The 18,718-nt window shown below is 71.8% G+C and carries 16 protein-coding genes and 1 riboswitch; of the genes, 11 read left to right on the forward strand and 5 right to left on the reverse strand.

Going from position 1 to position 18,718, the window contains the following annotated elements; translation table 11 throughout:
• The first annotated feature begins 47 nt into the window (after window positions 1–47).
• Both Dfulv_RS03195 and Dfulv_RS48500 read left to right on the forward strand, forming a co-directional pair.
• Window positions 48–1,055 carry a fatty acid desaturase family protein gene (locus Dfulv_RS03195; RefSeq protein WP_259861108.1) on the forward strand — a complete coding sequence of 336 codons (1,008 nt, stop codon included), beginning with the start codon at window positions 48–50 and terminating at the stop codon, window positions 1,053–1,055.
• 183 nt (window positions 1,056–1,238) lie between these two features.
• Window positions 1,239–1,370 (forward strand): DUF1684 domain-containing protein, encoded by a 132-nt coding sequence (locus Dfulv_RS48500; RefSeq protein ID WP_319805756.1) that lies wholly within the window; start codon window positions 1,239–1,241, stop codon window positions 1,368–1,370.
• A gap of 29 nt (window positions 1,371–1,399) precedes the next feature.
• On the opposite strand, the gene Dfulv_RS03205 is transcribed toward Dfulv_RS48500, so the two are convergent.
• A complete protein-coding gene (locus Dfulv_RS03205; protein WP_259861109.1) occupies window positions 1,400–2,176 on the reverse strand; it encodes a hypothetical protein in 777 nt (258 codons plus the stop codon).
• Window positions 2,177–2,269: 93 nt separating this feature from the next.
• Between Dfulv_RS03205 and Dfulv_RS03210 the strand changes: the two genes are divergently transcribed.
• The 3 genes from Dfulv_RS03210 (at window position 2,270) to Dfulv_RS03220 (ending at window position 6,258) form a co-directional block, all read left to right on the forward strand.
• Window positions 2,270–4,102: an NAD-binding protein gene (locus Dfulv_RS03210; RefSeq protein ID WP_259861110.1), complete on the forward strand. Its 1,833-nt coding sequence runs from the start codon at window positions 2,270–2,272 to the stop codon at window positions 4,100–4,102.
• A gap of 118 nt (window positions 4,103–4,220) precedes the next feature.
• A complete protein-coding gene (locus tag Dfulv_RS03215; protein WP_259861111.1) occupies window positions 4,221–5,462 on the forward strand; it encodes a trypsin-like serine peptidase in 1,242 nt (413 codons plus the stop codon).
• 64 nt (window positions 5,463–5,526) lie between these two features.
• Window positions 5,527–6,258: a phosphatase PAP2 family protein gene (locus Dfulv_RS03220; protein WP_259861112.1), complete on the forward strand. Its 732-nt coding sequence runs from the start codon at window positions 5,527–5,529 to the stop codon at window positions 6,256–6,258.
• 36 nt (window positions 6,259–6,294) lie between these two features.
• Here the strand turns inward: Dfulv_RS03220 and nagA are convergent, their stop codons facing one another.
• Together nagA and Dfulv_RS03230 are read right to left on the reverse strand one after the other, a co-directional pair.
• Window positions 6,295–7,407: an N-acetylglucosamine-6-phosphate deacetylase gene (gene nagA / locus Dfulv_RS03225; RefSeq protein ID WP_259861113.1), complete on the reverse strand. Its 1,113-nt coding sequence runs from the start codon at window positions 7,405–7,407 to the stop codon at window positions 6,295–6,297.
• Window positions 7,404–8,345, reverse strand: coding sequence for an ROK family protein (locus Dfulv_RS03230; RefSeq protein WP_259861114.1), 942 nt, complete (start codon window positions 8,343–8,345; stop codon window positions 7,404–7,406). Before Dfulv_RS03230 ends, nagA begins: the two co-directional genes overlap by 4 nt.
• Window positions 8,346–8,532: 187 nt before the next feature.
• Here Dfulv_RS03230 and Dfulv_RS03235 point away from each other — a divergent pair, with 187 nt between their 5' ends.
• Both Dfulv_RS03235 and Dfulv_RS03240 read left to right on the forward strand, forming a co-directional pair.
• Entirely contained in the window at window positions 8,533–9,318 is a 786-nt protein-coding gene (locus tag Dfulv_RS03235; protein WP_259861115.1) for a DeoR/GlpR family DNA-binding transcription regulator, read from the forward strand.
• Window positions 9,319–9,336: 18 nt separating this feature from the next.
• Complete coding sequence (locus tag Dfulv_RS03240; protein WP_406567989.1) at window positions 9,337–9,720, forward strand: DUF3263 domain-containing protein; 384 nt, start codon at window positions 9,337–9,339, stop codon at window positions 9,718–9,720.
• A gap of 12 nt (window positions 9,721–9,732) precedes the next feature.
• On the opposite strand, the gene Dfulv_RS03245 is transcribed toward Dfulv_RS03240, so the two are convergent.
• The gene (locus tag Dfulv_RS03245) at window positions 9,733–11,976 is read right to left on the reverse strand and encodes an AAA family ATPase (RefSeq protein WP_259861118.1); all 2,244 of its coding nucleotides are present in this window, start codon (window positions 11,974–11,976) and stop codon (window positions 9,733–9,735) included.
• 76 nt (window positions 11,977–12,052) lie between these two features.
• Here Dfulv_RS03245 and Dfulv_RS03250 point away from each other — a divergent pair, with 76 nt between their 5' ends.
• The 3 genes from Dfulv_RS03250 (at window position 12,053) to Dfulv_RS03260 (ending at window position 16,199) form a co-directional block, all read left to right on the forward strand.
• Window positions 12,053–14,752 (forward strand): alpha/beta fold hydrolase, encoded by a 2,700-nt coding sequence (locus Dfulv_RS03250; protein ID WP_259861119.1) that lies wholly within the window; start codon window positions 12,053–12,055, stop codon window positions 14,750–14,752.
• Entirely contained in the window at window positions 14,752–15,624 is an 873-nt protein-coding gene (locus tag Dfulv_RS03255; RefSeq protein ID WP_259861120.1) for an ABC transporter permease, read from the forward strand. Before Dfulv_RS03250 ends, Dfulv_RS03255 begins: the two co-directional genes overlap by 1 nt.
• Before the next feature lie 98 nt (window positions 15,625–15,722).
• Window positions 15,723–16,199: a hypothetical protein gene (locus Dfulv_RS03260; protein WP_259861121.1), complete on the forward strand. Its 477-nt coding sequence runs from the start codon at window positions 15,723–15,725 to the stop codon at window positions 16,197–16,199.
• Here the strand turns inward: Dfulv_RS03260 and Dfulv_RS03265 are convergent.
• Window positions 16,174–17,115, reverse strand: coding sequence for a glucosyl-3-phosphoglycerate synthase (locus tag Dfulv_RS03265; RefSeq protein WP_259861122.1), 942 nt, complete (start codon window positions 17,113–17,115; stop codon window positions 16,174–16,176). The two genes, Dfulv_RS03260 and Dfulv_RS03265, sit on opposite strands and share 26 nt — an antisense overlap.
• Window positions 17,116–17,209: 94 nt before the next feature.
• Window positions 17,210–17,349: riboswitch (SAM riboswitch) on the forward strand.
• A gap of 12 nt (window positions 17,350–17,361) precedes the next feature.
• Between Dfulv_RS03265 and thrC the strand changes: the two genes are divergently transcribed.
• Window positions 17,362–18,630, forward strand: a complete 1,269-nt coding sequence (thrC, locus tag Dfulv_RS03270; protein ID WP_259861123.1) for a threonine synthase — start codon at window positions 17,362–17,364, stop codon at window positions 18,628–18,630.
• Window positions 18,631–18,718: the final 88 nt, after the last annotated feature.

Below are 18,718 nucleotides of genomic sequence, written 5' to 3' on the forward strand. Positions count from 1 at the left end.
TGCTGGCCGGTTCGATCGCCAACCGCAAAATCGCGACGCTGAACTGTATGACAATCCTGGCAGACGCCGAGAAGGCCACCGACTTCGCCGTCCTGTCCCAGCGGATCCGCGCTGCCGGTCTGCTCCGGAGACGCCCGGGCTACTACGCCGTCCGGCTCACCCTGGTGACCGCCCTCTACGTCGGCGGCTGGGTCGCCTTCGCCACGGTCGGCGCCTCCTGGTGGGTGCTCGCCGTCGGTGCCGTCCTCGCGGTCGCCTACGCCCAGGTCGCGCTGGTCGCCCACGACCTCGCGCACAAGCAGGTCTTCAAGACCCGCCGCTGGTCCGAGGCGCTGGGCATGCTGGCCGGCAACGCCGGCATCGGCATGAGCTACGGCTGGTGGATGAACAAGCACACCCGCCACCACGCCAACCCCAACCACGAGGACCACGACCCCGACGTCGCGCCCGACATCCTCGTCTGGTCCACCCGTCAGGCGGAGAAGGCGACCGGGCTCGCCCGGCTGATCGGCGGGCACCAGGCGCAGCTGTTCTTCCCGCTGCTCCTGCTCGAAGGCTTCAACCTGCACGTGGCCAGCGCCCGTGCCATCCCCGGTGTCAAGCGCCGCGTCCTCGAGGGATTCCTGCTGTACGGCCACTTCGCCGCCTACCTCGCCACGGTCTTCCTGCTGCTGCCGCCCGGCATGGCCCTCGCGTTCATCGCCGTGCACCAGGGGCTCTTCGGCCTGTACCTCGGCTGCACGTTCGCGCCCAACCACAAGGGCATGCCGGTGCTGACCGCCGAGGACGAGCTCGACTACCTGCGCAAGCAGGTGCTCACCTCACGCAACGTGCGCGGCGGGGTCTGGGTCGACGCGCTGCTCGGCGGCCTGAACTACCAGATCGAGCACCACCTGTTCCCGAACATGCCGACGCCGAACCTGCGCAAGGCCCAGCCGATCGTCGAGGGGTACTGCAAGGAGATCGGCGTGTCGTACCTCTCCGCCGGCTTCGTCGACTCCTACGCCCAGGCACTGCGGCATCTGCACGCGGCGGGAGCACCCTTGCGCGGGTAGTTTGCGAACACGTGGATGCACTTTCGCTCGCCGACTTCCGGGCCCGGGTCGCCGCCATGTATCTGTCCGACGCGGACGTGGTGGAGTTCCGGGCCCTTCGCGACAGGCTGTTCGCCACCCACCCGCAGTCGGCGACGCCCGGGCACCCACGGCCGCGGCGTCGAGCTGCAACCGGACGGCCGGGTGAAGCTGGACTTCAACTACAGCTACAACCCGAGCTGCGCTTACGACGACGCGTGGGCGTGCCCGCTGGCGCCGTACGAGAACCGCCTCGACGCCCCGATCCGGGCCGGCGAAATGACCTATCACGCCTGAGCCGGAACGGGACGCCGAGGCGGGCGCGGTCAGCCGCCGAGGAGGTTGCCGACCAGCGGGAGGCCGTTGCCGCCCAGCAGGGGGAGGTTGCCGACGACGGGAAGGGCCTCGGTCTGGGCGTGGCGGGGGCTGTACGTCGCCGAGTGCTTCGGCGCGTACGCCTTCTCGGCGACGAGCGGCAGCTGGCTCGCGACCTGGGGGAGCGCGCCGGTGGTCGGCACCAACCGGTTGGCCACCGCGGTCGTGCTGATGCCCGGGGTCGGGCCGATGCCGCCGATCACCGGTATGCCGGTCACCGAGTCGTTCTTCAGCACGTCGCTGCCGCCCAGCGGCACCTCGCCGACCAGCGGGAGCCCGTCCGCCTCGGCGGCCCGCCCGGTCCCGCCGAGCGGGATGCCGAAGTCGTCGACCGGCTTCAGGGTGCCGCGGATCGGCAGGCCGTTGCCGAGCAGCGGCAGGTCGCCGACGAGCGGCAGCGCCTCGGTGGCCCGGGGAGAGGGGGTGCCGGGCAGCGCGGTGCGCGTGTTGGCGATCGAGGTGCCGCGCAGCGTGTCCGTGCCGGGCAGGCCCAGCGCGTCCAGGTCGCCGAGGCCGCCGACGAGCGGCAGGCCGGCGAACGAGTCCTCCGCCGGGAAGGCCCCCGAAAGGGGGACGTGCAGTTCCAGGCTGCCCGAGGGCGCGAGCAGATCGTCCAGCTGGCCGGGCGCCAGTGCGGTGTCATCGGCGTGTGCGGCACCGGCACCGAGCAGCAGCATGCCGCCGGCTACACCGACGGTGCCCACCGCCCGGCGAAACCACGTGTTCATCCTCGAATACCCATCTGGTCGACAAATCGGATCGAGGGGTTCAACGATGGTCGCGGGCCATCGGGTACTGGTGATCTTCGCTAGGATCGGCCGATGGCGTCCGAGTCCTGGCTGATGAGGCGTCTGCGCGGCGGTCTTCCCCGTGTCCAGGCGATCACCCGTCCGTGGTCGATCGAGCAGCCCGACGACGCGCACCGACCCCCGTTGCACGCCCCGGCGAAGCGCGTCGTGGTCTGTGGTGACGACCCGATCGCGCACCGGCTGATCGAGGAGCTCATCCAGCAATACGGGGTGCAGGTCACCGCCATCATGCCGAGCGTCCGGCGCCGGCACGGCCCGGAGATCGCGCAGCTGCTGGCCGACCACGGCGGCCGGATCGTCGAGGCCGAGCGGCCCGACACCGACGCGTTCGTGCGCGCCGATCTCGCCGGCGCCGACGCGCTCGCGCTGGTCAAGCAGGACGACATCGGCAACATCGACGCGGCGCTGCAGGCTCAGGAACTCGTCCCCGGTCTGCGGCTCGTCATCCGGATGTTCAACCTCCGGCTGGGCGGCAGCGTCCGGCGCAACTTCGCCGACGTGCGGGTGCTCTCCGACGCGCAGATGGCGGCGCCCGCGTTCGTCTCCGAGGCGCTGGGCGAGGTCGCGCCGGTGCATGTGCGGGTGGCGCGGCGCACGCTGTTCGTGGCCCGCCGCGGCGAGGTGCGCACCGAGGACATCGTCTGCGGGCTGGCCCGGACGGCCGGCGACGGCGAGCCCGAGTTGCTTCCGGAAGAACAGGACACCGCGGATCTGGTACTGGCTGTGGCGACCGGCGAGCGGGCCGCCACGGTGATCCACCGGGACGAGCGGACCGAGGAGGCCCGGCGCGAGCGCGGCCGGCTGCGCCGCTGGTGGCGCCGGCAGCGGCACAAGCCGCTCGGCACACTGCGCAGCCTGGTCAGCCGCAAGCTGTGGGTGACCGCCCTGGTCCTGCTCGCGCTGCTGGCGGCCGGCACCGCGATCATCGCCCACTACCGGCACATCAGCTGGTGGGACGCCGCCTACGTCACGCTGCTGTCCGAGCTGGTCGGCGCGAGCCCCGAGCTGGAGGCCCACTGGCCCGAGAAGGTCGTCACGACGCTGCTCAGCCTGGTCAGCATCGCGCTGATCCCGGTGATCACGGCCGCCGTCGTGGAGGCGATCGTCAACGCGCGGCTGGCGATCGCGCTGGGGCGGCTGCGGGAGCCGCTGTCCGACCACGTGGTCGTCGTCGGGCTGGGCAACGTCGGCACCCGGGTCATGCACTCATTCGTCGATCTCGGCGTGCCGGTGGTCGTCATCGACCGCGACGAGAACGCCCGTGGTGCCCAGGCGGCCCGCTCGCGCGGGGTGCCGTTCATCGTGGGCGACGCCAGCAACCCGGAGACGCTGCGGGCCGCCTCGGTCGACACGTGCCGCGCCCTGGTGGTGGTGTCGACCGACGACCAGGCCAACCTCGAGGCCGCCATCGAAGGGCGTGAGCTCAAGCCCGACCTGCGGGTCATCCTGCGACTGTTCGACGGCGCATTCGCCGACCGGGTGCAGCGGGCGTTCGGCATCACCGCCTCCCGCAGCGTCTCGTACCTCGCCGCGCCCGCGTTCGCCGCCGCGCTGCTGGAGCGCGAGGTCATCGGCACCATCCCGGTCGACCGGCGGGTGCTGCTGCTCGCCGAGGTGCCGGTGTGCGGCGAATCGGAGCTCGACGGCCGCCCGGTCGCCGCCGCGCAGGACGTCGGTGACGTCCGGGTCCTCGCGGTGACGACCGACGGCGGCCGGCAGACCGTCTGGGCGCCCCCACCGACGTACGTGCTGTGCGCCGACGACCTGCTCACCGTCGTTACCACACGGCTCGGCCTGGGCAACCTGTTGGCCCAGACCGGCGGGACGATCGACGCCGCCCGGTGACCGGCCGGCTGATTTCGCGCTCCCTTCGCCCCCGATCGCTCGTTGTATGGGCGGATCGCCCGATTTACCCCTAACAGTCCGGGCGCTCCCTTCTGCGGAACATTGGGAGGACGCGCACATGCGGCGTAGGGCGTTGCTGGTGGCAGGGGTCTGTACCCTGCTCGGACTCACCGGGGCTGGAGTCGCGGCGGCGACCTCGTTCGCCCCCGCACGACCGCGGATCGCGTCCGTCGCCGCCCCGCAGATGCCGGTGCAGCACCGGGTCGGCGTCACCGAGCCCGGCGCCGAGCCGACCGGCGTGCTCGAAGCGGTCACCGGCGGCCTGATCGAGTGGACCACGAGCCGGACGTTCACCTACCCCGGGGCCGACTACGTGAAGGTCCACTTCGGCGAGCTGCGGCTCAACCCGGGCGACAAGGTGCGGGTCACGGACGCGAGCGGGGCGGAGCACTACACGTACACCCTGGAAGAACTGCGACTCGCGGACAACTGGTCGATGTCGGTCTCCGGCGATCGGGCCGTGGTCAGCGTCGAGCGGGCCGGCGACGACGCGCTCGGTCTCAAGTCGAAACTGGCCGGGCTGGGTGTGACTGTCGACCGGGTCGCGCGTGGCCGGACGCCGGACGAGCGCGCGGCGGCGCTGGCGGCGAAGCGGGCCGCCGAGGCGCGGCAGCCGCGCGAGGAGAGCATCTGCGGGCGCAGCAACGAGACGGAGAACGCGGCCTGCTACAAGTCGTCGGACCCGGTCGCGTATGCGAACTCGAAGCCGGTGGCGAGGATCCTCATCAACGGCGTCGAGCTTTGCACCGCGTTCCGGATCGGCACACAGAACCGGATGATGACCAACCACCACTGCCTGACGACCACGCGCGAGGCCCGCAACACCGAGGTCTGGTTCAACTACGAGTGCGCGCGGTGTGACGGCGGCCCGACGCTGCGCCCGACAAAGGTCATGGGCGACCAGGTCATCGCGACCGACAAGATCCTCGACTACACGCTGTTCAGCGTCCGCAACTTCGAGGCCGTCCAGCGCTTCGGCTACCTGCAGATCGACGACCGGGCGCCGGTGCGCGGCGAGGAGCTCTACATCCCGCAGCACCCGCGCGGCGCGCCGACCGTGATCACGATGCAGGACACGACCGAGCGCAGCGGGAACTGTGCGGTGTCCGATCCGTCGTATGACGGCTACGCTGCGAAAACGGACATGTCGTACTATTGCGACACCGACGGCGGCTCCTCCGGCTCGCCGGTCATCTCACGCCGGACGAACAAGGTCATCGCGCTGCACCACTTCGGCGGCTGCCCGAACTCGGGCGTCCGGATGGACCGCATCGCCGCCCACCTGCGCGGCGAGATGTAGAGGTTTCGGGAAGGTCCGGGTCGCGGCCCGGACCTTTTCGCGTCTTCGGGTACCGTCGTTCGGCGTGCGCTTCGTGTTACGCCCGGTCCGCCCGTCCGGCTGGTGGTTCGACGGGGTCCTGCTGTCCGGCTTCGTCGTGCTGACGCTCGCCCTGGTCTGGCGCTCGCCGCTGCTCGACGTGGACCTCGCGGTCCGCGACTTCGTCGACGCGCACCGCCCCGGCTGGGCCGACACCACGCTGCGGGTGTTCAACAAGCTCGGCCAGGGCGGCCAGGTGCTCACGCCGCTGGCGGCCATCGTGGCGTTCCTCATGACCCGCCGCCGCCACACGGTCCGGCCGTTCCTGCTGGTGATCGGCGCGTTCGCGCTGACCTACGTGACGATCGGCCCGCTGAAGCTGTGGACGGACCGGCTGGCCGCGAGCAACAAGCTGGACCCGCACCCTGAGCTGCTGTTCCACGCCGCGGAGGGCATGTCCTACCCGTCGGGCCACGTGGTGAACGCCATCGTCTGGTACGGCGTGCTGGCGGCCCTCCTGACAGGTGTCTTCCGCCCGGGCGTGGTCCTGGCGATCCGCTACGCCGCGCCGCTGATCCTGCTGTTCACGACGACATACTTGAGCTTCCACTGGCTGACGGACGGCTTGGCGGCGATCCTGCTGGGCCTGCTCCTGGACCGCATCCTGCAGCGCATCCCGTGGGACGCCGTCCCCCTGGGCGGCCGGTTGGATCGCGCGAACTGGGCCGGCCCGTTCTTCGAGCAGCCAAAGTTTGCTGAAATCCCGAGTTTGCGGTAGCAGCAAACTCGGGGCGGCAGCAAACTCGGCTGGTGACTACGACTGCCAGGCGCCCGCGCGCATGACTCGCTGAACCTGGAGGGCCTCGTCCAGCAGGACCAGGTCGGCGCGCAGGCCCTCGCGCAGGGCGCCCACCTCGTCCGACAGGCCGATCGCGGCCGCCGGGGTGGTCGAGGCCATGCGGGACGCGTCGGGCAGGGAGATGCCGGCGCCGACCGCGCGGCGGAACGCCTTGTCCATCGTCAGCGTGCTGCCCGCGATCGAGCCGTCCCGCGTCAGCCGGGCCACGCCGTCCGCCACGTCGACGCTCTGGCCGCCCAGGTCGTACGAGCCGTCGGGCATACCCGCCGCGGCCATCGCGTCGGTGATGAGCGCGGCGCGGGCCGGGCCGGTCACCGACGTGGCGAAGGCCAGGGTGCCGTCGTGGAGGTGTACACCATCGGCGACGAACTCGCACGTCACCGTCGCCGCGCCGAGGAGTGCGAAGACCGGGCCGGGCTGGCGGTGGTGCGGCGGGCGCATGCCGTTGAATACGTGGGTGCCGACCGTGGCGCCGGCCTCGACGCCGGCCAGGGTCTCCTCCCAGGTCGCGTCGGTGTGGCCGAGTGCGGCGACGACACCGCGCTCGACGAGCAGGCGGATCGCGTCGAGGGCGCCGGGCAACTCGGGGGCGATCGTCACGAGCCGCACAGCGCCGTTGCCGGCGTCGATCAGCGCGTTGAGCTCGTCCAGCGACGGGTGGCGCAGGTGGGCCGGGTTCTGGGCGCCGCAGCGGGCCTGGGAGAGGTACGGCCCCTCGAAGTGCACACCGGCCAGCACACCCTCGTCGACCAGCGACGTGAAGGCCTTGGTGGCGCTCATCATCAGTTCGGGCGGCGAGGTGACCAGGCTGGCGAGCATGGTCGTGGTGCCGTGCCCGAGGTGGTACGCCGCTGCCTTCCGCGCCTCGCCCGCGTCGCCGGTGGTGAAGGTCGCGCCGCCGCCGCCGTGCACGTGGATGTCCACGAAGCCGGGGACGACCGTGTGGCCGGTGTGTGCGGCCGTCGGCTCGGCGCCCACCTCCGCGATGCGGTCGCCCGAGATGCGGACGAAACCGTCCTCGATGACGCGGTCACCCGCGATCACCCGGACACCGGACACCACCGTCATCGCGTGCTCCCATTCGTCGCCAGATTGTCGAGCGCGAGCAGCGCCGCGCCGAGGCATCCGGCCTCGTCGCCGAGCGCGGCCCGGGTGATCGTGGGTTCGCGGTGGAACGTGACCCGCGAGTGGGCGGCCTCCCGCAGCGGGGCCAGCAGCGCCTCGCCGGCCTCGGCGAGGCCGCCGCCGAGCACGATGACCGCCGGGTCGAACAGTGCGACGCCGGTCATCAGCCCGTCGGCGAGCGCGTCGATCGTCTCGCGCCACACGGCGATTGCGACCGGCTCGCCCTCGGCGGCGAGGCGGGCGACCTCTTCCGCGGTGGCCTGGCGGCCGGCCTGTTCGGAGTATCGCCGCCCGACCGCCGACGCCGAGGCGATCGACTCCAGGCAGCCCCACTGGCCGCAGCCGCACAGCGGGCCGCCGGGCCGGACGACGATGTGGCCGATCTCGCCGGCCGCGCCGTGCGAGCCCGTGTAGACCTGCCCGTTCACCACGTTGGCGGCGGCGATGCCGGTGCCGATCGGGATGAAGAGCACGTAGTCGTGACCGCGTCCGGCGCCCAGCCTGGCCTCGGCGAGCCCGCCGGCCCGCACGTCGTGGCCGAGCGCGGCGGGCAGCCCGAGGCGCTTCTCCAGAAGATGCTTCAGCGGTACGTCACGAAAGCCGACGTTCGCCGCCCAGACCGCGATGCCGTTGGCCTCGTCGATGACCCCGGGCACGACCAGCCCGGCGCCGACCGGCTCGAGGCCTTCGGCGCGGGCGGTGGCGGTGAGCCCGTCGGCGATGTCGAGGATGGTCGCCACGACCGCCTCCGGGCCCCGCTCGCGGCCGGTGGGGTGTCGCTCGGCGTGCTGGACGGTGTGCAGTGCGTCGCCGTCCGCACCGACCAGCGCACACTTGATCCCGGTTCCGCCGACGTCGAGGGCGATCACGGTCTGTGTCATGTGGCTGTTTGTCCTCGACTGATCGTTTTGGCGACAAACCCGGTTGGTTCGCGCATCATTGCGCACCGGCGGGTCGGCTGGCAACCATACCCCCGCGGGTTAGTCCGATCAGTTGCCTTTGCGTTTACCCACTGTTTCGCGCATTATTGTGCACACATCTCGCACCGTGCGCGCAAAGGAGGGTCGCATGGACCGCTATGCGCGCTGGAACGCGCTCCTCGAGATCCTCACCGACAGCGGCCGGATCAGCGTGGAGGAGGCGGCCGAGCGGCTCGACGTCTCACAGGCGACCATCCGCCGCGACTTCGACCAGTTGGCCCAGCAGCAGATGATCACCCGGACGCGCGGCGGTGCCGTAGCCAACGGCGTGTCGTATGACCTGCCGCTGCGGTACAAGACCGCGAAACATGCCCCGGAGAAGCAGCGCATCGGCGCCGCGGCCGCCGCCCTGGTGTCCCCGGGCATGGTCGTCGCCCTGAACGGTGGCACGACGACCACCGAGGTCGCCCGCGCGCTCGCGGTGCGCCCCGAGCTGACCGGCGGCGTGGACGACGCCCAGCTCACCGTCGTGACCAACGCGCTGAACATCGCCAACGAGCTGCTGGTCCGCTCGCGGATGAAGATCGTGGTGACCGGCGGGGTGGTCCGGCCGCAGTCGTTCGAGCTGGTCGGCCCGCTGGGCGGCAACATCCTGCGCGACGTCACGCTGGACATCGCGTTGCTGGGCGTCGACGCGCTCGACGTGACCCTCGGCGCCGCGGCCCACCACGAGGGCGAGGCCGCGATGAACAGCCTGATGGTCGCCCGCGCGCGCCGCGTGGTCATCATCACCGACAGCTCCAAGCTCGGCGGTCACGCGTTCGCCCGGATCTGCCCGGTCGACCGCATCGACACCCTGGTCACCGACTCCAACGCCACCGAGGAGACCCTGGCCGCGTTCGCCGAGGCCGGCGTGAAGATCGTCACCGCCTGACCCGTCTCCCCTGCCGCGCTGCGGGGCGGGCGGGGTGCGAGGGCGGGGATAGGGTGGAGGCCGTTCCCCCGATCCCCTGGAGCGACGATGAAGCGCGAGGACGTCGACGACTTCCTGGACGGCGACCTCGCGGATGACAACTCGGCCGACGGCGACCTCGCCGCCGCCGAGGAGCCCGCGGAGCTGGACGAGCGCGACCGGCGGATCCTCGCCTTCGAGAAGCAGTGGTGGCGCCGGGCCGGCGCGAAGGAACAGGCCATCCGCGACACGTTCGGCCTGTCGGCGACCCGCTACTACCAGCTGCTCAACACGCTGCTCGACAGTCCGCTGGCCCTGGCGCACGACCCGGTGGTCGTCCAGCGCCTGCGTCGCCTGCGGGCGTCACGATCCCGCCGCCGCTGAGGTGACCGCCGGTCAGCGGGCCCTCTGCTGCTCGGCGTAGCTGGCGAGCCACGCCACCTGGGTCGGGTCGAGCGACGGCCGGACGCGCTCGCGGGCCAGCGCGACGTGTGCGGCGGTCACCTCCGTCGCGTCGAGCGACTCGCGCATGGCCGCCAGGGCCGACTCGCGGACCAGGGCCGCGCAGTCCGCGGCCGAGAAGCGGTCCAGCGACCCCGCCAGGGCGGGGAGGTCCACGTCGGCGGCCAGCGGGACGGACTTCGCCGCGGCGCGGAGGATCTCGGCCCGGGCGTCGGCGTCCGGCGGGGGCACAAACACCAGGCGCTCCAGCCGGCCCGGGCGCAGCAGCGCCGGGTCGACCAGGTCGGGGCGGTTCGTCGCGCCGATCACCACCACGTTGCGCAGGGCCTCGACGCCGTCGAGCTCGGTGAGCAGCGCGGCGACGACGCGGTCCGTCGTGCCGCCGTCGGTCGCCTGGCCGCGGGTCGGTGCCAGGGCGTCGACCTCGTCCAGGAAGACCAGTGTCGGCGCGGCCTCCCGCGCCCGGCGGAACAGCTCCCGCACCGCCCGCTCGGACTCACCGACCCACTTCGACAACAGCTCCGCGCCCTTGACCGACAGCACGTTGGCCTTGCCCGTGCCGGCGATCGCCTTGACCAGAAACGTCTTGCCGCAGCCCGGCGGGCCGTAGAGCAGCACGCCGCGCGGCGGCTCGACGCCCAGCCGGGAGAACGCGTCGGGATACGACAACGGCCACAGCACCGACTCGGTCAGCGTCTGCTTGACCTCGACCATGTCGCCGACGTCATCGAGCGTGACCTTCGCCAGTTCCAGCGACGACTCCGCCATCGACGTGGGCCGGACCACCTCGAGTGCGGCGTCGAAGTCGGCCATCACCACGCGGGCGCCCTCGGCCTCGCGGCGGTGGCGCAGCGCAGCCCGTACACCTGCCTCACGCACCAGCGCGGCCAGGTCCGCGGCGACGAAGCCGGGCGTGCGGGCGGCCACGTCGTCGAGGCGCACGTCGTCGTCGAGGGGCACACCCCGGGTCAGCACACCGAGCTGCTCGCGGCGCAGGGCGGCGTCCGGCAGCGGCAGCGCGATCTCGTGGGCCAGCAGGTCGGGGGAGTGCAGCGCCGGGTCGACCGACTCGGGGCGGCTGGTCGTGCAGACCACCGCCTCGCCCTCACGGATCAGCTCGCCGAGCAACTGCCGGAAGACCGTCGAGAGCGGTCCCGGCTGGTCGCGCGGCGCCAGGGCGTCGACGTCCGAGACCAGCAGCACCGCGGGCCCGGGCGCGCGCATCTCGTCGGCGGCCTTGCGCAGGCGGGCGGCCGCGTCGTTGTTGGTCAGCGCCGCGATCTCCGGCGCCCACAGGGGCACGACCTGCGCCTCCACGCTGCCGGCGACCGCGTGCACCAGCGCCGACTTTCCCGAGCCGGCCGGGCCGGTGATGAGCACGCCGAGCGACATCGTCGTGCCGAGCTTCGACAGCACCTCGCCGTGGTGGAAGCCGAGATCGAGCAGCTCGATCAGCTGTTCCGCCTGGGCGCGCAGACCCGGCAGGTCGTCGAGCGTCGGCGCGGGCGCGGCCGGCGCGGTCGATGCGGGTGCGGTGGTCGCCGGGGCGAGGACCGTGCCGGGCGCGTGCGTCGCCTGGCCGTGCTGCCAGCCCACCGTCGTGTCCATCGTGACCAGGGCGCCCGGGTCCGGGTCGGCGGTGACGACGGTCAGCAGGGCGCTCGTCCACGCGTATCCGACCGTGTTCGACAGGCTCTTGCGGGCCGCCTCGACGAGTCCTTTGTCGACCATCACCGTGGCGGCCGTCGGCGCCGTCGGCAGGGTGCCCAGCGAAACGTCCTGCGGCAGCAGCGACACGTTGTCGCCGACCGTGACCACCTTGCCCAGCAGCGCGAGGCGCAGCATCTCGGGCGACACGACCGCGACGATCTCGGGCGGCCCGGCGAGTGTCACGCTCTGCGCGGCGCGCAGCGGCGCGGCGGCTACCGTGACCTGCCCGCCGTCGCGGATGCCGAGGTTGCCCAGCACCAGGTCGTCGGCGTAGACCAGAGCGCGGCTGGCGCCCGCCCCGGCGACCGCGACGATCCCGGCGGACGCGCGGCGCCCGGTCAGCGAGATCGGATCGCCCGGGCGCAGCCCGAGCGCGGTGAGCACCTCGGGATGCAACCGCACCACGCCCCGGCGGGCGTCGAGCGCGGCTGGGCGGAGACTGGCAGTGAGCGTCAAGGTCGCCGACACGCAACGAGAGTAACCGTTGCTGTGAAGGGGCTGAGTGTTTCGACATTGTGCAACATGCGGTGCGTACTTTTTAGCAATGCGACTTCGCGTCACGCGCCGCCGGCTCATCACCGGCTCCGCCGTCGTCCTGCTGGTGGCGGGCCTCGTCGGCTGGGCAGCCGTGCCCGAGCCGGCCAGCTACCGCACCATCGAGCAGCAGATCACGGTGCGCACCGGCCCCGACGACGCCACCGAAGTCACCCTGGACACCACCTTTTACCTGCCGAAGTCCGCCACGGCGAGCCGCCCCGTGCCGGCCGTCCTCCTGGCACATGGCTTCGGCGGCACCAAGCAGAGCGTCCGGTCCGACGCCCAGGACTTCGCCGATCTCGGCTACGCGGTGCTGACCTGGACCGCCCAGGGCTTCGGCCGCTCGACCGGCGAGATCCACCTCGACAGTCCGGACTGGGAGGTGAAGGACGCCCAGCGGCTCGTCGACTGGCTCGCCGCGCGGCCGGACATCCAGAAGACCGGCGACGACCCGAAGGTCGCGGCGGTCGGCGGCTCCTACGGCGGCGCGCTCGCGCTGCTGCTCGCCGCCCAGGACCCGCGCATCGACGCGATCGTGCCCATGATCACCTGGAACGACCTGTCGAACGCCTTCTTGCCGGGCGGCGTCTTCAAGAAACAGTGGGCCGGCCTGTTCTTCGGCAACGGCAGCACCGACCCGCTGAACCCGGCCCAGCAGCAGACCGGCGGCGATCCGCAGTGCGGCCGGTTCGCCAAGGACGTCTGCCAGGCATACCTCAAGATCGCGACGACCGGCGCGGCCGGCCCCGACGAGATCGCGCTGCTGCGCAGGTCCAGCCCGGCCCCGGTGCTCGACCGGATCAAGGCGCCGACACTGCTGATCCAGGGCCAGGTCGACACCCTGTTCCCGCTCAGCGAGGGCGACGCCAACGCGCGCGGGATCGCCGCCACCGGCACCCCGGTCCGGGTCGCCTGGTTCACCGGCGGCCACGACGGCGGCACCGGACCGCAGTCCGAGGTCGACCGGCTGCGGTACCTCACCGCGCAGTGGCTCGACCACTACGTCAAGGGCAACGGCGCGGCACCGGCCGACAGCTTCACCTACTCGCGGGTGTCGGGCCTCAACGCGCGGGGCCGCGGCGTGGTCACGACGGCGTCGTCGGTCGACGACTACCCCGGCCTCAACGGCGCGGGCCGGACGTTCGACCTGCAGGGCCCGACGCAGCGCATCGCGAACCCGCCGGACGGCAACCCGGCGGCCATCTCCTCCCTGCCGATCGCCAACATCGCCAGCCTCCTCGACTCGGGCGTCTCGGCGGAGATCCCCGGCCAGCACGCCGACTTCGTCTCGGCGCCGCTCACCGAGGTGTTCGACGCCGCCGGTGCGCCGACGGTCCGCATCCGCGCCGCGTCGCCGACCGGCGAGGCCGTCCTCTTCGTCAAGCTCTACGACGTGCCGGCGAAGGGCGCACCGTCCATCCCCGACGGCCTCATCGCGCCGGTCCGCCTGACCGGCCTGCCGACCGACATCGCCGACGCCCAGCCGGTCACGGTGACCCTGCCGGCGGTCGTGCACCGGTTCGAGGCCGGCAGCCGGATCCGCGTCACCGTCGCGACGGCCGACACCGCCTACTGGTCGCCGCCGGACCCGACCGTCTACCAGGTCGCCGTCGACGGCGCGATCAGCCTGCCCACCATCAACGGCACACCGATCGCCAATCCCGAGGTCATCTGGCGGTACGTGCTGGTCGGCCTCATCGCCGCCATCGCCGTCGGCCTGGCGATCGTCCTGCTGCTCGCCCGCCGCCGGGCGAAGCGGATCGACCGCAGCATCGACACCGAGCACGTCGACACGCCGCTGGTCGTGCGCGGCCTGCGCAAGGAGTACAAGGACTTCGTCGCGGTGTCCAAGGTGGACTTCACGGTCCACAGAGGACAGGTCGTCGGACTGCTCGGCCCGAACGGCGCCGGCAAGACCACCTCACTGCGGGTACTGATGGGGCTGACCCGCCCGACCGCGGGCGAGATCCTGGTGTTCGGCCACCGGCTGCTCCCCGGCGCCCCGGTGCTGTCCCGCGTCGGCGCGCTGGTCGAGGGGCCCGGCTTCCTCCCGCACCTCACCGGGCTGCAGAACCTGGAGCTGTACTGGCGGGCGACCGGCCGGCCCAGGCAGGACGCGCGCTTCGAGGAGGCCTACGAGATCGCCGGACTCGGGACGGCCGTCAACCGGCGGGTCAAGACGTACAGCCACGGCATGAGGCAGCGCCTGGCCATCGCGCAGGCGATGCTCGGCCTGCCCGAGCTGCTGGTGCTCGACGAACCCACGGACGGGCTGGACCCGCCGCAGATCGCCGAGATGCGCAAGGTGCTGCGCCGCTACGCGACCGGCGGCCGGGCCGTGCTGGTCTCCAGCCACCTGCTCGCCGAGGTCGAGCAGACCTGCACCGACGTCGTCGTCATGCACAAGGGCGAGGTCGTCGCGGCGGGGCCGGTCGACGACATCGTCGGTGACTCGCCGACGGTCCAGCTCGACGTGTCCGATGTGGACGCGGCCGAGAAGGTGCTGGAGGAGTTGGGCGTGCGGTCGGTGGCCTGGTCCGGCGGGCGCGGCCTGGTCGTCGACGTCGACGGCACACCGCGCGCCGAGGTGGTGGCCGCACTGGTCAAGGCGGGGGTCGGCATCGACCGGGTGGTCCCGCGCCGGCGGTTGGAGGACGCGTTCCTGTCGCTCGTCGGCGGGGACACCAAGGCGAGCGGAGAACGGTGATGACCTCGACTGAGATCGTCGGCGGCGCGACCGGCTACCGGCCGGGCGCCACCCTCTCGCTGTGGACGGAGATCCGGCGCCAGGCGTCCCGCCGCCGCACCCAGCTCGCGCTCGGGTTCATGGTGCTGCTGCCGCTGATCATCCTGACGGCCTTCCAGCTGGACAACGGCGGCGACGACAACGACGGCGGTCGCGGCGAGTTCTCCCGCCTGTCGGACCTGGCGACCTCCGGCGGGGCCAACTTCACCCTGTTCACCCTGCTGGTCTCGGCCGGCTTCCTGCTGGTGGTCGTGGTGGCCCTGTTCTGCGGCGACACGGTGGCCAGCGAGGCGAGCTGGGGGAGCCTGCGGTACCTCCTGGCGATGCCGGTCCCGCGTGCCCGCCTGCTCGGCATCAAGGTCACCGTGGCGCTCCTCTACAGCCTGCTCGCGATCCTGATGCTGGTCGGCACGGCGCTGCTGGCGGGCACGCTACGCTACGGCTGGGCCCCGCTCACCGCCCCGATCGGCGGCGAGATCTCCGGCGGTGCCAGCATCGTGCGGCTGCTGGAGATCGTCGGCTACCTCTGCGTGTCACTGCTGGTGGTCGCGTCGCTGGCGTTCCTGCTGTCGGTGTTGACGGACGCCCCGCTCGGCGCCGTCGGCGGCGCGGTGCTGCTCCAGATCCTGTCGAGCATCCTCGACCAGATCACCGCGCTCGGAAACCTGCGCAACGTGTTGCCGACGCACTACAGCGACGCCTGGCTGGGCCTGCTGTCGACCCCGATGCAGACGGACGACCTGGTGAAGGGTTGCATCGCGGCGCTGGCCTACGCGACGGTGTTCTTCTCCCTGGCCTGGTGGCGCTTCCTCCGCAAGGACGTGGTCAGCTAGGCCGGAAATCCAGCCGCGGCCACTGCAAGGCTGGTCGACGTCGTCAACGGGGGTGGGTCGGGCGGAAGTGGGACTACCGGCCGGTAAGGTGCCGGTCCATGCGTATCTCGGCCCTCGGCGCGGCGTGCCTGCTTGTCCTCGGTCTCGCCGGGCTCTCCGGGGCTCTCTACTACGACCAGGCGCACATCACCGAGTGGACGCGATTCTCCCCGTCGGCCAACGCGATGAACGGGCCGGCCGAGGTCCTGACCGCACAGGTTTTCACGCTTGTCGGGGCGATCGCGGCGGGCTTCGGGGCCCTCGTGGCGGGCGGCAGCGCGCTGCTCGCGGTGATCGGGCCCGTCGTGGGTCGATGGGCCCTGCGGCTCGTCTCGGTGGTCCTGCTGGTGCTCATGCTCCTGGTCGCCGCAGCCCTGACGGTCGGCGCGCTGACCGGCGACGAGCCGGCCGCGGTCATCGACACGCCGGTCTGGCTGCTGTCGGCGGAGCTCGCCGCCCTTGCGCTGGCCGTCGTCGGTGCCGGCGTGGCGACCACGAAGCTGTGGAGCTTCACCGCCGAGTCCTCGTCGCGGTAGGCCGACCGTAGCCGTCGACGGTGACCATCGGCGGGCGGTCGGGGAGCGAGATCTCGGTCACATGAGGTACCACCGCCGAATCGTGGCGCTCGAACTGCGTCAGCGTGGGCCAGATGGAGTGGCTCGGGGTGAGCCTGTCGTTGATCGTGTGGACGATCGTCGCCGCCATCCGGCCCAACGCCGCCGTGTCCTGGTGGCCGTGGGTGCGCTGGCCGAGGTCGACCTGGGCCAGCGCGTCCAGCCCGGCCGCGCGGTAGGTGTCGATGAGCAGGCCGGTCTCCACGCCGTAGCCGTAGGCGAACGGCAGCGTCTCCAGCAGGGAGCGGCGGGCCGCGTACTCGCCGGCGAGGGGCTGCACCACCCCGGCGAGCTCGGGGAAGAACGCGTTGAGCAACGGTCGGGCGGCCAGTTCGGTGACCCGGCCGCCGCCCGCGGCGGAGACGTCGAGCAGCGGCCGGTCGTAGAACGCTTTGACCATGAGCGTCGCCGGGTCGGTGAGCAGCGGGCCGAGCAGGCCGGTGACAAAATGCGGGCGGAAGTCGGTGAGGTCGGCGTCGACGTACACCAGGATGTCGCCCCGGGCGACCGCGAGTGCCTTCCACAGCACCTCACCCTTGCCGGGCCGAGAACCGACGGACGGCAGGATGTCGTCGCGGTGGTGGACGGTGGCGCCGGCGGCGGCGGCCACCTCGGCGGTCCGGTCGACCGAGCCGGAGTCGACCACGATCACCTCGTCGACGAGCGGGCCGAGGGTGCGCACGCCGGTGACGATCTCCCCGACGGTCGGCTCCTCGTCGAGGGCCGGCAGGACGACGGAGATCCGGGTGTCGCCCTTCGCGGCGGCGAGTGCGTCGGGGGTCCAGTCCCGCCAGGTGGATGTGCGTGCGGCGAACCAGGAGGTCGCGGACGGGTGCATGAGTGAAACGGTAGTCAGGTCCAAGTCGTGAGATGACTCATACGGCTGCGGGCGTGGTGGCCCTTACACTGAAACCCGCACGACACAACTACATACCTCATCCAGAGGGGCAGAGGGACACGGCCCGATGAAGCCCCGGCAACCCCTGCGACGACGACTCGATGACGAGGGCGCGCGCGGTAGGTGCCAAATCCGTCCCGGTGCGCAAGGCCATGCACTTGGGAAAGATGAGAGGACGGCCTCGCCATGACCTCGACGCTCAGCGTCTTCGCCGACTCACCCGCCCGCCACCTCGTCTGCCGTGGCTGTGGGGCCACGTTCGAGCTCGCCGCGCAGCACGCCTGTTACGAGTGTTTCGGCCCCCTCGAGGTGGGTTACGACGCTGAGGCGCTCGCCAAGGTCACGCGCGAGCAGATCGAGGCCGGGCCCAAGAACATCTGGCGCTATGCGGCGCTGCTGCCGGTCGGCACCGACCCGGCGACCCGCGTGACGCTCGACCCGGGCTTCACCCCGCTGGTCAAGGCCGACGTGCTCGGTGCCGAGCTGGGCTTCACCGCGCCGCTGTGGGTCAAGGACGACTCGGCCAACCCGACGCACTCGTTCAAGGACCGGGTCGTCTCCGTCGCGTTGACCGCGGCCAAGGCGCTCGGCTTCACCCGCTTCTCCTGCGCGTCCACGGGCAACCTGGCCAACTCGGTCGCGGCGCACGCGGCCCGCGCCGGCGTGCCGTCGACCGTGTTCATCCCGTCCGACCTCGAGCCGGGCAAGGTGCTCATGACCGCTGTCTACGGCGGTGACGTGGTCGCGATCGAGGGCTCCTACGACGAGGTCAACCGGCTCTGCTCCGAGCTCACCGAGACCGACGAGTTCGAGAACACCGCGTTTGTCAATGTCAACGTTCGGCCGTTCTACGCCGAGGGCTCCAAGACGCTGGGCTACGAGGTTGCCGAACAGCTCGGCTGGCGGATCCCCGCCCAGGTCGTCATCCCGATGGCCAGCGGCGAGCTGCTGACCAAGGTCGACAAGGCGTTCACCGAGCTGGTCGAGATCGGCCTGGTCCCGCCGACGGAGTGGAAGGTCTTCGGCGCCCAGTCGGCGGGCTGCAACCCGATCGCGACGGCGCTGCACAAGGGCACCGACGAGATCGTCCCGGTCAAGCCGACGGGCATCGCCAAGTCGCTCAACATCGGCGACCCGGCGGCGGGCCTCTACGCGCTGGAGTCGGTGCGGCGCACCGGCGGCTGGATGGAGTATGTCGACGACGACGAGATCCGCGCCGGCATCCAGCTGCTGGCCCGCACGACGGGTGTGTTCGCCGAGACCGCCGGCGGGGTCACCACCGCGGTGCTGAAGAAGCTCGTGGAGACCGGCAAGCTCGACCCGGCCGCCGAGACGGTTGTGTTCAACACCGGCGACGGACTCAAGACCCTCGACGCCGTCGCCGACCGGGTGGGCTTCACGCACCGGGTCAAGCCGTCGCTGAAGTCGGCCCGTGAGGCCGGTCTGCTGGGATGATTTTTGGCTCCTCCTTCAGGGGTGGCGCGATTACGCCGGGTCACGGTGGAGAGAGCGCTTCCACGCTTGGACGAGGGCGCTCTCGTCC

The sequence above is a fragment of the Dactylosporangium fulvum genome, assembly GCF_025137375.1.
GTDB classification, from domain to species: domain Bacteria; phylum Actinomycetota; class Actinomycetes; order Mycobacteriales; family Micromonosporaceae; genus Dactylosporangium; species Dactylosporangium fulvum.